The sequence below is a fragment of the Candidatus Bathyarchaeota archaeon genome (assembly GCA_029882535.1).
Classification (GTDB): Archaea; Thermoproteota; Bathyarchaeia; order Bathyarchaeales; family SOJC01; genus JAOUKM01.
In genome coordinates, this window is the sequence record JAOUKM010000016.1 from 1 (window position 1) to 14,483 (window position 14,483).

At 41.4% G+C, this 14,483-nt stretch carries 16 protein-coding genes; 9 read left to right on the plus strand and 7 right to left on the minus strand.

The genetic code is table 11. The annotated features are described in order from the left end of the window. The first annotated feature begins 164 nt into the window (after positions 1–164). Entirely contained in the window at positions 165–947 is a 783-nt protein-coding gene (locus OEX01_05430) for a site-specific integrase (GenBank protein MDH5448428.1), read from the plus strand. Here the strand turns inward: OEX01_05430 and cdhB are convergent. The 4 genes from cdhB to OEX01_05450 form a co-directional block, all read right to left on the minus strand. After that, entirely contained in the window at positions 933–1,478 is a 546-nt protein-coding gene (gene cdhB / locus OEX01_05435; protein ID MDH5448429.1) for a CO dehydrogenase/acetyl-CoA synthase complex subunit epsilon, read from the minus strand. The genes OEX01_05430 and cdhB overlap by 15 nt on opposite strands. A 1-nt stretch (position 1,479) precedes the next feature. Continuing rightward, positions 1,480–3,831 (minus strand): CO dehydrogenase/acetyl-CoA synthase complex subunit alpha, encoded by a 2,352-nt coding sequence (gene cdhA, locus OEX01_05440; protein MDH5448430.1) that lies wholly within the window; start codon positions 3,829–3,831, stop codon positions 1,480–1,482. A gap of 131 nt (positions 3,832–3,962) precedes the next feature. Beyond that, complete coding sequence (locus tag OEX01_05445; protein ID MDH5448431.1) at positions 3,963–4,724, minus strand: AAA family ATPase; 762 nt, start codon at positions 4,722–4,724, stop codon at positions 3,963–3,965. 117 nt (positions 4,725–4,841) lie between these two features. Next, entirely contained in the window at positions 4,842–5,621 is a 780-nt protein-coding gene (locus tag OEX01_05450) for a P-loop NTPase (protein MDH5448432.1), read from the minus strand. A gap of 155 nt (positions 5,622–5,776) precedes the next feature. Here OEX01_05450 and OEX01_05455 point away from each other — a divergent pair, with 155 nt between their 5' ends. Continuing rightward, positions 5,777–5,941 (plus strand): DUF5654 family protein, encoded by a 165-nt coding sequence (locus OEX01_05455; protein ID MDH5448433.1) that lies wholly within the window; start codon positions 5,777–5,779, stop codon positions 5,939–5,941. Between the two features lie 121 nt (positions 5,942–6,062). On the opposite strand, the gene OEX01_05460 is transcribed toward OEX01_05455, so the two are convergent. Further along, positions 6,063–6,242, minus strand: a complete 180-nt coding sequence (locus tag OEX01_05460) for a CooT family nickel-binding protein (GenBank protein ID MDH5448434.1) — start codon at positions 6,240–6,242, stop codon at positions 6,063–6,065. Positions 6,243–6,394: 152 nt separating this feature from the next. On the opposite strand from OEX01_05460, the gene OEX01_05465 reads away from it, so the two are divergent. Next, a complete protein-coding gene (locus tag OEX01_05465) occupies positions 6,395–7,030 on the plus strand; it encodes a cobalamin-dependent protein (GenBank protein MDH5448435.1) in 636 nt (211 codons plus the stop codon). Here OEX01_05465 and OEX01_05470 read toward each other — a convergent pair. Continuing rightward, positions 7,027–7,926: a tetrahydromethanopterin S-methyltransferase subunit H gene (locus tag OEX01_05470; GenBank protein ID MDH5448436.1), complete on the minus strand. Its 900-nt coding sequence runs from the start codon at positions 7,924–7,926 to the stop codon at positions 7,027–7,029. The two genes, OEX01_05465 and OEX01_05470, sit on opposite strands and share 4 nt — an antisense overlap. Before the next feature lie 146 nt (positions 7,927–8,072). Then, a complete protein-coding gene (locus tag OEX01_05475) occupies positions 8,073–8,795 on the minus strand; it encodes a hypothetical protein (GenBank protein ID MDH5448437.1) in 723 nt (240 codons plus the stop codon). A 367-nt stretch (positions 8,796–9,162) separates the two neighbouring features. Here OEX01_05475 and OEX01_05480 point away from each other — a divergent pair, with 367 nt between their 5' ends. The 6 genes from OEX01_05480 (at position 9,163) to OEX01_05505 (ending at position 14,269) form a co-directional block, all read left to right on the plus strand. Then, entirely contained in the window at positions 9,163–9,375 is a 213-nt protein-coding gene (locus OEX01_05480; protein ID MDH5448438.1) for a hypothetical protein, read from the plus strand. 494 nt (positions 9,376–9,869) lie between these two features. Further along, positions 9,870–11,036 carry a glycosyltransferase family 4 protein gene (locus OEX01_05485; protein ID MDH5448439.1) on the plus strand — a complete coding sequence of 389 codons (1,167 nt, stop codon included), beginning with the start codon at positions 9,870–9,872 and terminating at the stop codon, positions 11,034–11,036. Between the two features lie 6 nt (positions 11,037–11,042). Further along, positions 11,043–12,077 carry a glycosyltransferase gene (locus OEX01_05490; protein ID MDH5448440.1) on the plus strand — a complete coding sequence of 345 codons (1,035 nt, stop codon included), beginning with the start codon at positions 11,043–11,045 and terminating at the stop codon, positions 12,075–12,077. Between the two features lie 74 nt (positions 12,078–12,151). Next, positions 12,152–12,541, plus strand: a complete 390-nt coding sequence (locus tag OEX01_05495; GenBank protein ID MDH5448441.1) for a CBS domain-containing protein — start codon at positions 12,152–12,154, stop codon at positions 12,539–12,541. A 118-nt stretch (positions 12,542–12,659) separates the two neighbouring features. Continuing rightward, positions 12,660–13,610, plus strand: a complete 951-nt coding sequence (locus OEX01_05500; protein ID MDH5448442.1) for a glycosidase — start codon at positions 12,660–12,662, stop codon at positions 13,608–13,610. 458 nt (positions 13,611–14,068) lie between these two features. Beyond that, positions 14,069–14,269 (plus strand): cold shock domain-containing protein, encoded by a 201-nt coding sequence (locus OEX01_05505; protein MDH5448443.1) that lies wholly within the window; start codon positions 14,069–14,071, stop codon positions 14,267–14,269. Positions 14,270–14,483: the final 214 nt, after the last annotated feature.

Genomic DNA, 14,483 nt, shown 5'->3' on the forward strand with positions numbered 1-14,483 from the left:
AAAAAATATCATCTTGACATTTTAGAAGATTTTGTCTTTCTCTCTTGATTAACTCTTTCCAAGCAATCTATTAGAGTAGTCTCCATACCTAATCCTACATAACCTTAAATCACTCTTAGAATTATCATTTTTCGGGTAGTTACCCTACCTAAAAGTGCGAAAAATTGGAAAGTCTAAAAGGAGAAAGCAAAAACAGAGGAACGATTGGCTATTGGGCTACACATGAATACTCTAGGCGCGCGGTTGTTGACTTAGACGGTAAAGAGTTCTGTGGTTGGGGCGCGTTGGCTAAGATGTGTGAGGCTGCTATGGATGCTTCGCGTTACACTTGGGAGCAAAAGTTTCTATGCCAAAGAGATAGAGCCTTAGTTGCTATACTGTTCTTGACGGGCTGCAGAGCCGAAGAGGTTGCTAGGCTGCGGAAGTCTATGTTTAGTTTTGACGAAGAATGGATCTACGGTAAAGGAATCCCGGTTGTGAAGTCGTGGCGATACATAGACAACAAGAAAACTAGAGAAGAGAAACAAGCGCGTGGCGAGAAGCCTAGAACAAAGAGCCTACAGAAAACACGCGAGATAGTTTTTCCTAGACGCGAGCCTCTAAGTGAGCTGCTAATAGAATGGCTAGATCAAGTGCAAGACTACCTATTCCCCTCTAAGTTTCACCGACACCGCAAACACCTAAGTCCGATAAGAGCCTACCAAATAGTAACCGATCTAGCAAAAAGAACAGGCTTCGACATGTGGCCTCACAGAATCCGATCAGAACGTGCTAGTCAACTAGGAAGCGAATACGGATATAGAACCCGGGATATAATGCGGTTCTTTGCGTGGGAATCAGAGAAAACAGCTAGACGCTACGTTCACGAAAGCCTAGAAGATATAAAGCTACGGATACCCATAATAAGCTACGACATAGAAGTTAAGGATTCGCTAGGACTCACGTAACTTGCTCACTATTATTTCAAAACTTTCATTCCAATCCTTAATTGAAAGGTTCGGGAATGACCATGTTGCGTGGGGATTATAGAATCTGTCTAGACTTATTGTCTTAACGTTTCTGGAAAAGTGTTTTAGTCCTGCTAAGATTACGAATTGCATGTAGTAAGGGAGCCCCATGAATAATGCAAGGTCATATGGACCTTCTCCGTCTAAACCTCTCCATTCCGGATCTGTAAGCCTACTTCCAATATCCATCGCGGACATCCAACCTGCAGGCTGAAAACCTCTCTTAATAAATTCGGTTGTCACATGAGCTGTAGCAACCACTGGAACACCTGCAGCCTTACTCATGCAGATTGCATAGTCAATCATTTTAACATCATCTGAATAATCCTCAGCAGCGTGGTGTCCAACAATCAAAATGGGACGCGTTGCCCTCTTTACCATTGCGACAACCACCTCAGGCTTTAAAATGAGAAGAGCCTTCTTTGGACCTGCAATCTCGGCTTTTTGCCACGGTTCTGCTTTTACACCCATGTCATTCACCTTTCCTCTTTCTAATAAGCCTAGGTAGTAGCGTTGGATCTGGGATTCTCGTCTCTTTCCATCCCTTTTCTTCTAAGACTTTGAGGATTTCATCTTTCATGGTGATAGGTATGTCAGCATTGTTTCGGACGAAGAGGTGTATGTCGTCAGGCATAATGCCATAGAGACGCCTGTGCAGGTCAATGTAATGGGTTAACTTTATGGCGCGACCCTTAGTCGTGTCGTTGGGTCTCATGACAAGCTTTGCTATAAGCACCATAGCTTCCTCTTTAGTCTCAGCCGTAGTAAAGAGATGTTCAGGAGCAGGACCTGCATAAACCTTGTCGCCCGTTCTAGCATCGAATACATACCAGTCTTCCTCTTTGTCTTTTCTTCCAAGAAGCATACGCCGATACTTAGATCCATGAGGCCCAACAATCACAGGTACACCAAGTCTCCAGAAGCCTGAGGCTATCGAGGCGGCTTTCTGGGACATGGCGCCCCAAGCAATTCCAACCGCTCCCACCCTGTTAAGGATATAATCAGCGATCTCCTCGTAGTTAGCCCGCAGTTTTCTCTTTGCGAAAATGCTCGCAATCTTGATGGCTGCTCCAGCTATGTGGGAGTTCGAGACGCAGGAGCCTACGTTGAGAATGCCGCCAGCTTCAAAGGCGCCCGGATATTTCTCATAGAGGGTTTTTCCCTCCTCATCCTTCACCATTGCTATAGACATAGCCGCGCATCCTGAAGCGATAACGATAAACCTACGCTTCGCAAACTCCTCAGCAATCTCTGCAACCTCCTTTCCACCATGAGGGTAATTGGCACATCCTACTATAGCCACCACTCCAGGAATTTCACCGAGAACTATGGGACCGCCAACTTCCCTTATCTCCACGTCCTGAATGGCACCCCGCCCAACCCGCATCTTGAACTTCTCTTCCCATAAGTTTCCTTCGCCAGCTTTTACCATAAAGCTGTGCAACGGGAAGTCGTTTGGGCAAGCGCTGTCGCAACGGGCGCAACCTATACAATCCTCAAGTATTTCAGCCAGCGGGTTAAGGTCTCCTTTCGCGGCCGCCTTTATAGCATCAGGAATAGGTTGATTGTTTGGACAAGCTCGCATACACTCATTGCATCCAGTGCATTCCTTTGCAGCAGCAATAATTTCTTCTATTTCCGGAATAATCTTGAATTTATTTCGTTTTGGGGCTACAGCCATTACGGTTTCAACCGCAACTTCTCCAACTTTGTCTGGGTCTAAGATGAGTACTCCGGGAACTTTTTCCTCCACTAGGTCCGATATCACTTCTTTTGACAGGCTTTCTGTTCTGTTTTTGAGCCCTAGGCAATTTTTCGGGCTTGAAGCGATTACTGGTGCTTTGATTTTTTGGGCTTCAACCAGCGTGTCTGCTCGGATACATTGCTCGTCCACTACAATTAGGTCGGCTAGCCCGCTTCTGATGTAGCGCAGTTGCCATGAAATTGGTCCAATGATTTTTGCCATAGAGCTGTATCTGGTGATGTCGTGGGCCGTGCAGCATATGCCTACAACTTCAACTTTGCTTGACAATCCTTTGTCAGTTAGGTAGTCGATTATGCCAACGGAGGATGGAACATTATGGCCGATAACCAAAATTGTAGGTTTTGAGACGTCTGCTATGGCGAAGCCTAAATCAGTTAGAGGGGCTTCTGGGTCGCCTTTTGGAAAGCCAAGAACTGAAATCTGGGCCAAATCTGCGATTTCCATGCCAACCTGATCCACCATTCCTGCATGGAGAACTTTGGATTCGAAGTCTATGTTGCTTCCCTCCTGCCCCGTGTGAGTAGCGGAGAGAAGATGAGTAACTTGTTCTTCGCAGTAATCGAGGGCGTCCTCTAAATCTTTGAGCTTCTGGGGTCTAACGCCGCAGACTAAGCGGGTTACTGGTGCTTCTATGTCTATGTTTAAGCCTCCCACATCGAGAGAACTATTTCGACCATACTTCTCTATCAAGTGTTCCACTAGATGTCGGACGTGAGCAATGTGCGTGGCGGCTCCGATGCAGCAGGCAAGCAGGACTATGCGTGATTGTTGGGCTGCCATGTTCAGTCCACAGGCTCCTCGTTTGTCTCCTGATAGGTCGCATTTTCCGAAGGTGCAGAGGCAGCAGACATCGCAGAAAGGTAGGTAGAAGGGTTTGTATTTGTTGAGGAGTTTCATGTCCCACTCTCGCAGGTCGGTTATGGAAGGGTATGGGGTTGGACCCATGGGTTCTTCCCATGTTTCTTCGAGAATCTTGCCAATGGACAATTCAAGATCCTTTAAGACAGTAACATCTGTTTTCAATTCTTTTGCTTTCACAACTAACTCTTTCTTAGCCAATCTTCATAAACCTCGTTACAGGCATGGTATATAGAGTCTACTGAAATGTTGGAAATCCTAATTAACCTTTCTAAGTGCGAATAAACAAAAAATGAGTTGTACACATAGATTTTCAGTTTGATTTAACGAGTTTAATAACCTACTTTTTTCATTAGCTTTTTCACTGAAATGTATGCGGGAGATGAAGAGGGTAGTTCAAGTAAAGATTTTCCAGACAGAACACAGCTTTCAACATTTTTGTCGTAAGCAATTTTCCCCAGATATGGCAATTTTATTCTTTTTTCAACTTCTGCTTCCAGTTTCTCTAGAACCCGATAGCCTGCGACAACGTAGAAGTTTTTAAAATTTATCTGAACCTCTTTGGCGACTCTGTATGCTCGTTCAATATGATTGAAGGATTTCTGAGAGGGGTCTATTATGTCAAATATGTCATCGACCTGAGAAGTTATTCTCCTATTAAGATGCTCTAGCCCAGCAGGAGAATCGACAAGAACATGCTTATATGTTTTCGTCAAATGTTCCAAGGCTTTTTTTAATGCAGCATCGGGTAGACAGTAACAGCCTTCAATAAATTTTGTTCCAACAGCGATTAAATCGAAAGAATTTCCTTCGTATAATCCTTTTTCCCAGATTTTGCTTTCCATCCTTTCTGAAGGAGGCACTCCGACTGTAGTTCCTCCTTCCTCCTTGAAAGTTTCAATCAATAATTCGGATATAGTCTTCTTTCCTTCTTCTTTGAGGTCTACGCCAACCATTTCTCCTAAGTTTTGATCGGGATCTACATCTACAAGAAGTAAGGGAGTATTGCCCTTTTCAATTAAGTACTTGGCGATAAGGGCAACGAAAGTTGTTTTTCCGCTCCCTCCTCTACCTGCAGAAACAAGCCTTTTCATCCATCATGCCTCCTTTTTGTTTTATTCTGCCAATTCTTATACTTTGCGTGCGCTTGCAAAAAATAGTGCACACCAGTTTTAATAGAGATTGTAAGAAGATGAAGTTGTTAGCTTTTACTACTGCATAATCTGAGTTATCTTGGTACCTAATTTTTCAATAGTTTGTACCGCAAAAGACTCTTCATATTTAAGCGGAGTTTCTCCCCGCATCTCCGCCTCTACAACCTGCTCATCGAAAGGCACGAAATCCAGCACATTTAAGCTATTGTTTTCAGCAAATTTCTTAATCGCGTCCCTCTGAATTTCAGCTGCAACCTTATTACCAACCAGAAAAACCTGTTTAATGCCTGCGTTCTCGGCCAATTTATGGATGCGCTTGGCGGTTTCCAACGATTTTATGCTTGAATCTGTAACAATTAACATTGTGTCTACATGCTTGGCGGTTCCTCTGCCCAAATGCTCGACGCCAGCTTCCATGTCGAGGAGAACCACTTCGTCCCGCTCTACTACTAAATGGCGAAGCAAAGCGCGAACAACAGCGTTTGCAGCGCAAGTGCATCCTGAGCCCATCGAGCGCACTGTTCCCATCACTATCAAATTGACATTGCATGGAGTTTGAACAGAAAAATCTCTAACGGTGTCGTCTACGGTGAAAAAGATGCGGTAGACGCCTGAGAATTCGGTGCTTGTTTTTGATTCAACCAACTTCTTGTTTTCTGATATTGGCACTATCTCTCGTGTTTTCTCTATTGGCAAACCTAGGGTTAATGCTAGATTTGGAGAAGGATCAGCATCAATAGCGATTGTTTTTAATCCTTTTCTAGCAAAAGAACAGGCAAGTGCTCCTGCGATTAAGGTTTTGCCCACTCCGCCCTTTCCAGAAACAGCTATTTTCACTGGGTTTCCACCGTTTTCGTTAGGTGTATCGTCTCCTATTTACGTTTCCTAAAGTTGTCTCATATTAAAGCAGAAGATTTAATTTACATTGTCGAGGAAGCAATTGTTTTTGTGATAGAAACTTGTAAAAAACCATATGGAGGTGACAAAGAAGTATGAGCGAGAAAAAGGTTACTATGGCGGAAATTCGAAAAACCGTAGCCACTTCGCTAGGCACAGCCTTTGGCATAGTCATTGGTATGATTTGGACTAACGTCGTACTGGGAGCCTTCGTCACCATGGGAATACCGCTAACCACTACTGGGGGGGACATGGTTTGATTGGCTATACTTTGTAATAGTTGCCATTATAGTCACACTCATATGCGTAATCGCCATAGTCTACATGGGGAAATGGGGAGGCAAGGAATAGGGAACCCAGAGATTCGGCTTTGATTCGACGCTATTCTGAAGCAAGAATTAATCGTTCCGAACTCACATCAATCTCAACAATTCTACAGTTTTCCATCGTTTTAGCGACACATAAAACGTCTTTCAGCAACACCTTTTTTCCCTCGGTCTTCGCGTAGACCACATCTCTGCAAACGATTTCTTTGTTAAGAAACACTGTAAATTCACACATATTCCAAACCGTTCAAGCTAAAAAGCGAAAACTGATATAAAGCTTATTGCAACAACCAAAAAAGACAGCCTATAATGTGTAATAATTTAAGGCTAAAAAGATTAATAATACCAAATAGCTATGCAAAACTTCCCACTCAGTGAGGATGAAAGTTGAGCAAAAAGATTCTAGAAGAACTGAAAGACGCCGTTGTAGTTGGCGATGTGAAAAAAACAAAAAGAATAGCTGAACACGTAGTAACCCGAGGAATTCCAGTTAACAAGGCTTTAGACATGCTCATGAAAGCCATGAAAACTGTTGACGAACGCTATGAAAGAAGGGAATACTTTGTCATTGACGTTGCTTCTTCTGCTTCAGCAATGAGGGAAGCTTTCAAAATTCTTGAGCCACATTTAGAGGTTGAACCTACCATGGTAAAAGGAAAAATAGTCATTGGTTCGTTAAAAGGAAACATTCAAGGTTTAGGAAAAGATGTCGTAGCTGCAACGCTACAATCAGCAGGTTTTCAAGTAGTGAATTTAGGCGTTGACATTGCTCCTGAAGACTTTGTGAAAGCTGCGATTCGCGAAAAAGCACAAATTATAGCAATCTCGATTTCAATGGAAGAAACAATCCAATATTTAAAACAGGTAGTAGATATTTTGAAAAAAGAAAACCTACGAGACAAATTGAAAGTGATAATAGGAGGCAACGCAGTTTCCGTACAGACATGTAGCGACTATGAACTTGATGCATACGCAGTTGACGCCAAAGAATGCCTGCAAAAAGTCAAGACTTTGCTCACCTAAAAGATCTTATAAAGCGGATGGTTCTTGACTAGCGGTTTGATTCCGAAACGTTTCATAGCATAGTAAGCTATTATAGCGTCGTTGATGGCACAAGCAGGAATCATGTTCTTAGCTTGTTTTATTGGCCCATAAATGAGAAAATCTGCGCCCCAATACTGAGCAATCGTGTGTGCAGATGCATTGGATGCCCCAAAGCCTTCCCTCAAAATCGAACCTTTTAATTGTTGTTTCCAAGAGTACGTCGCGTTTGCAGGTGAACAACCAGCAGGATATCCCAGTTCTTTTTTCACAAGATTAATGGCTTCGGCGGCGTAGGAAATGCTGGGCACATCGAAAACTATTGTATCTATGAGCATTTTTTCTACCTCTGCCTTTTTCGCCATATCAAGCAGTCCAGTTTGCTCTGTCGAGCCTTTTAGCATACTGATTCTGCCTTCTGGAGAATAGTTGAATTCGTTGAATGCCATTAGAATCGCCGCGTCGACTTCAGAGTCTCGGATGGCTACTAATTCGTCTTGCGAAGTTTTAGGCGTAATTCCGTTGAATATCACGTTTTTCTCGAGGCCAAGTTGCTTAACTGTGGTTAAAGCTGCTGTTCGCGTTTCGGGGTTGGCGCCATCAATTAGAAAGGGAGTGCTGATTTGTTCCGAAACAAATTCAACGTATTTCCTTATCGCTTCGGGATACATTGCCATAACATCTAGAATGTGGGGCACCCCGCTTTTCTCAGAAAAAATCTCAGCAAGCCTAATCCATCTTAAAACCGCTTTTTGATTAAAACTGCCTTCTTTGTGGTTTGAAACTTCTAGCATGCCTTTGTAGAAAATGTTGCCAACTAGAACTGTAGGCAATTCTCCAGGTTGACCGCCAATTCTGAAGTTGCCGATTTGGTAGATTTTCTGTTTTGTTTCTAGCGTGAACAGTTTCGTGTCACCTTATCATCGTTAAAGTATTGTGCTATAATAATTTTCAACCAGCTTCAAGTTAATTTCCATTCCCAAAAACGGTGATGAAATATGCGTAAAATGCGCGCGCAAAATTCTTAGCGTTTTTCTTTTCCGTAAATGCAAGCTTTTTGACACCAAGTACACATTAAATGAGCATTCTTTGTGAGGGATGGCTCATACCTTTTCAACTGTTCATTATGCTCAAAATCTTCTTTATCTATAAGATGAACTCCAACCAAGCATTTGCTGTCGTCAACTTTATACGGTGTTAAAGCGCTTCCAGGGCAGGCTTTGAGGCATTTTTCACAGTCGCCACAAAGGTCTTGTTCGAAAGGCTTGTCCTCGACCATTTCTGCATTTGTTAAAATTGGAGCCAGTCGTATCCAGGGACCAAAAACAGGATTTATTATTAAAGCATTCTTTCCATAGTTTCCAAATCCTGCCAACTGAGCTAGACGCTTACATGATAGCTCATAGGCGGAAACAGCTTTGTAACCATTCTTCTCTAAATGGTTTATCACAATCTGTTCTAAGACATCTAATGGAAAATAGCCTGGATAAACCCATTTTTCACCTTTTTTTATTGCTATTTCAAGCATGTCATCCCAAACATGATAACCAATAACCACGACCGATTTTGCATCTGGCAAAATCTCTGTAGCTTTCCTTGTGTACCTTTGTATTTTCCAACTAACCCAAATTCTCGGAAAAGAGTCTATTACAGTTGCAGAAACAATTCCAACTAAACTAGCACCTGAGTTCAGGGCAACTTCTTTAATTTCTGATGTTAACTTTTCAGCTTTAGAATTGGTTCTCAATTATGACTCTCCTTTTGCATATTTCAACAGCAAAATACTTAGAATTTTGCCTTCACGCGCGTGCTTTTAATAGGATAGAAATACATAGGAGATTATTGAAGGCTCATATGTTCCCAAAGAAGTCAAAGACTTATCTGCTGGTTCTCATCTTTCCTTCTTACTACTTGTTGCAGGATTAACCTATTTTCTATATCTGCGATTTATGTTTCCCTTGCTTGTGCCTCACTATGGTGATGGAGAAAGATTTGTCCTTAGCGAAACCAAAAATGGTACTTATGCTTTTCAAATATCTTGGTCAGCTTATACTAAGCTACATTTGACCCTTCAAGCTAATAACACGGTAGAACTTTATGTGAATGGCACCTATTTGTGTGATTGTTCTCATTATGATTTTGTGATAGAACAAGGCGGACGAGCTTTAATTTATTTAAGGTCAGACGTTGCCGTTTCAGGGATGTTCAAAGCATGGCAAGAGATACCTTTAGAGAGACAACTGCTAGCACTAACCTTATTGATAGCTGGTTTCATGGGTATTGCAATATCAATAGGAATACATAGGAAGAAATCAGCCAATTGCTAATTCAGAAAATTAGAAAAATAAATGGTATCCGAGACATAAACACGTTGTTGCCCTTCCGTTCACTCATAAAGCATACTGGCTGACAGTTCGGTGCGGGTGCAAGAAGAGAAACACTAAGAAAGCACTTTCAAATCTGCTTTATCGTAGATTTCTTTCAAAGAGGTGTGCATATTTGTGTGTATTAAGGAAAGGTTGTGTGAGGTTGTTAGGTTTAGTTTTAGCCGTTTCTACTAGACAACAGAAGATAGAAGATAAGAAGTAAGAGACGACATGCGCGCGCACATTTAATATACAAAACATTGCTGTTATCTACAAGATAACCACATTTATGTGTGCATCTTCTCAGGCGCGCGTGGAGGAAATGAAACTAATGCATACCATATTACAAACGGAGGATGGAAAAAAAAGATACTAATACCAAGCGGAACCATAATAGAAGCAACCATAGTCAAGAATCTGGAAGTTCACGCGCAAGGAGGTAACGACACAAAGTGATGGAAAATCACTCTCTTCTCGGTGTTGATGCAAAAAGGATCGCTTATGTAAGTACTTATCCCCCAAAGGAGTGTGGTATAGCAAACTTTTCAAAAGATCTGATCGATGCCATTTGTCGACTTCGTGAATTTGGACCACCAATGGTTGTCGCCATAAATGAGGAGAGCGCGATTTACAACTATGATAAGAGAGTTAAGTTTCAAATTGAACGAAGCTCAACTGACGAATATGTCAAAGCTGCTCATTACATTAATCCATCTAAAGTCAGATTGGTAAACATCCAACACGAATTCGGTCTTTTTGGAGGAAAGTGGGGCAAGCACATCGATTTATTTTTAGAGCATCTTCAAAAACCAATAGTAGTTACACTCCACACCATCATGCCAAACTTTGAATCAGCAGCTCAGAAAATTTTGGAAAGCATCGCACACTATAGCGCGTCAATCGTCGTTATGACAAGAACCGCTATGAGACTCTTGAAGAAGTACGATATCAACCTAGAAAAGGTTACTGTTATCCCACATGGTTGTCCGGATGTCTCATTCGTTGCCAGCGAAAGATCTAAAGCTTCTCTTGGTTTGAAAGGTAGAATAGTTTTGTCTACTTTTGGACTGATAAGCCGTGGCAAGGGTATTGAATATGTCATTCAAGCTCTCCCTTCGCTTGTTAAGAAAGAACCTAGAATTCTCTATCTCATAATTGGAGAGACACATCCGGAAGTGAGGAAGATTAAGGGTGAGCGTTATCGGAGGAAGTTGATGAGGCTAGTTTCTGAACTCCGATTAGGGAACCATGTGAGGTTTCACAATCGTTTTCTCTCCAAGCTGCAATTAATTAAGTATCTACAGGCAACAGATATCTACATCACGCCATATGTAGATCGGAATCAGATAAGCAGTGGAACACTCTCATATGCTCTAGGAGCAGGGAAAGCCATTGTATCAACTCCGTATCTTCACGCTGAAGAGGCTTTAGCAGAGGGACGTGGATTACTATGCAAGTTTAGAAAACCCGCTTCAATAACTGATTGCATAAACAAGCTTTTGGAAGATGAAGAGTTAAGGCTTAGCTTGGAGAAAAGGGCTTATGCTTACAGTAGGAGTTTTACTTGGCCAAAAGTTGCACAAGAATATGTCAAGTTGTTCAACTGTCTCCTTAAAGATTAAGAGGTGATGGTAATTAAGCCAGCTATCAGGTTAGATTATTTAAAGACTTTGACAGATGATACAGGTATACTTCAGCATACTAAGTTTTCGATTCCAAATAGAAAGGAAGGTTATACCACCGATGACAATGCTCGGGCATTAATTACGTGCACAAAATTCCTTCAGCTTTGTGATGATTCTGACGCAAAGAAGTTAGCTAATACTTATTTAAGTTTCTTGTTTCATATGCAAAGACCAGATGGCAACTTCCATAATTTACTAAGTTACGACCGCAGTTTCCTTGATGATGTGGGCTCGGAAGAATGTTCTGGACGAGCCCTCTGGGCTTGTGGGTACACTATTCTAGCTAATTTTTCTCAAGGCATTAAACGGATGTCGAAAGAGATTTTTGACAGAGGCTTTCGGTACGCCAACGAATTCCGGAGTCCCAGAGCTAAAGCCTTTGCGATTCTAGGTCTCTGTAATTATCAGAAGGCTTTCCGTCATGATCAAAATCTTTCTAAGAACATAGTATCATTGGCGGATCAATTGCTATACAGCTATCAAAAAGTAGCTTCTCCTAATTGGCGTTGGTTTGAGTCTTATCTGACTTATGCTAATGCGCGTCTATCACAAGGGCTTTTCAAAGCCTATGCTATTATTGGAGACAATAGATACCTTCAGATTGCCAAGGAGTCTTTTGATTTTCTTGTAAGCGTTCAGGTAGTTGATGAGAAATTCGTCCCTATTGGCAACAGAGGATGGTATAGAAAGGGTGGTCAAAGAGCCATATATGACCAACAACCAATTGAAGCATCGTGTATGGTAGAAGCAGCTATGACTGCCTTTCGACAAACTAATGAAGAGAAGTATCAAAGAGTAGCCTATACTGCTTTTGACTGGTTTTTTGGAAAAAACACTGGGAATGTTATGGTTTATGACCAGACCACGGGTGCATGTTATGATGGACTCACTCCTCATGGGTTAAACTTGAATCAAGGCGCTGAAGCCGCAACATCTTATCTTCTGGCTCGCTTAGAGTTGGAAAATCTAAAATACTAAACAAAGAATAGGTATGGTGTTGGAGTATTCTACTCAAATGCGTGTGATTCAATATAGATGGGGTGGGTTGTAAATTGAAGGTTCAAGATTTAATGGTAGAAAATGTGGTGACAGCAAAAGAAGAGACAACAATCGAAGGTGCTGTGGGAATTCTTTTTGAAAAACATATTGGAGCGCTTGTGATAACGGATGATGATAAGAGATGTAAGGGGATATTTACAGAACGCGACGTCCTTAGAAGCGTAGCTAAAAAAATTTCTCTAGACACGCATCTGAAAAAGGTTATGTCAAGAAATATCATAACAGTGAAGAAGCAGGATTCATTTGCAAAGGTTAAAAGGCTCATGATTTTGCACAGAATACGACATCTTCCTGTGGTAGATAACAAGGGACATCTGATAGGGATGTTGACGCTCCGAAAGATCTTGGATGAATTTGTCGGAATACCAGTAGCCAAAAGTTAGAAAGCAATGCGTATTCGTAACATAGTCTTCAAATCCATAGTTTCTCTTCATAAACAAAAAAAGTCATGAGCAGGGTTTCTTAGTGTCAGCTAGATGAAAATATAAGGAAAGACCCATAATGAAGAGGTTTCAAGAAAATCCAATTCTTAAGCCAATAGTAAAACATGCTTGGGAGTCGCGCGCAGTTTTTAATGCCGCTACTCTGTTTTTAGGCGGACAGGTTCACATTTTATATCGCGCGATAGGTAATGACGGAGTATCGCGACTTGGTTATGCCTCCTCATTAGATGGTTATCACATAGAAGAACGACTATTGTCTCCTGTTTTTGAGCCAACAAACTGTACTGAAAATGGTGGCTGTGAGGATCCGCGATTAACCTTGCTAGATGAACGATGCATAATGACCTACACCGCATTGCGGGACCTTGTTTCAAACGCTCATCAGATCGCCTTAACATCCATGCCAAAAGATGAATTCATGAGTAAGCAATGGAATTGGGGCGAAAGGTGGACGCCATTCAAAGGCATTAGAAATAAGGATGCCGCGATTCTCCCTCACAAAGTTGATGGTCATTTTATTATGTTCCATCGCATTGATCCGGACATTTGCATAGCATATTCCAAAGATCTACGAAATTGGTATAACATAAAAGCAATAATAGGGCCTAGATTGGGAAAGTGGGATAGCTGGAAAGTAGGTGCAGCTGGCCCACCGATAAAGGTCAAAGAAGGGGAGCTTTTCATATATCACGGCGTAAACTTTGAGAAGGTGTATCGCCTTGGTGCCATCCTCCTTGATAAAAATGATCCAGAAAGAGTTCTGTACCGTTCTGAAAGCCCAATTCTAGAGCCAGTTTTAGACTATGAGCGTTTTGGAAGAGTTCCTAATGTTGTTTTCAGTTGCGGGGCGGTTTTGATTGATGATAAACTATTCATGTATTACGGCGGTGCTGATACAGTTATTTGTGTAGCCACATATGACATAGACGAACTTATGAGTGTGCTAGAAAATGTTGACAAAGATTGTAGTCAAGCATGCCCAACCAAAAATATTCTCAATAGAGCTTAATCTATTCCGCGCGCGCAGTATAGGATTCTAGAAGTTTTATATAGTTGTTTAAGAATTTTCATTAAAACACGAGTTCTGTGAAAGGCATGTCAAAAGACATCGAAGTTTCTCAACTTAAAAGATTGGGTGCATCTCGTAAACAGAGGAAGGCTCTTCCAGCGTTTTTACTCCCAAGAGAAGAAAGGGACAAGCTACTTCATCGTAAGCTTCATCTAACAGGAAAAACCCAAAAAAGACGATTGAATTCCTAAATACCCTATACAGGTGTTTATAGATCTGCATCAATTTTTCTTCTTCACAGACTGACATATCCTGTTGATGCGTTACCTTAATATAACAGAAGAGTCTTCAAGACCTTGAAGAAGGAAACTAAGGTAAGAAGAACTTAGAAGGTCATTGGCTTCTTAATTTTCTATCTTAACACTCCAACTTCTATAACTAGAAATGAGGTGAAAACACTGAAAGGCAAAGTGAAGAAATGGCTTGACCAAAGAGGATATGGTTTCATATCTAGTGAAGATCATAGTAGCGATATTTTTGTACATTCATCAAACATTGAAGGCAAGAGCGCCCTCAAAGAAGGGGAAGAAGTGGAATTTGAAATAGAAAACTCGTACAAAGGTCCAAGGGCTATTAAAGTCAAATCAGTCTCCGAATAGAGGATTCTGGAAGCTCATCGAGTGTATTACACACACTTATGCGCGCGCAAAGTATTGGTTTGTATTGGAAAATTAATTTCAAATTTGATTAGCATTTACGAAATGAAGTTGAAGTAAAAAGTATCTACTTTGTTGGTTTAATTACTTTATCAATGCTGGTAGATATACATGCAAGAAACAAGTGTGTGTAATGCTCTAATGGTCGCGCACAAAA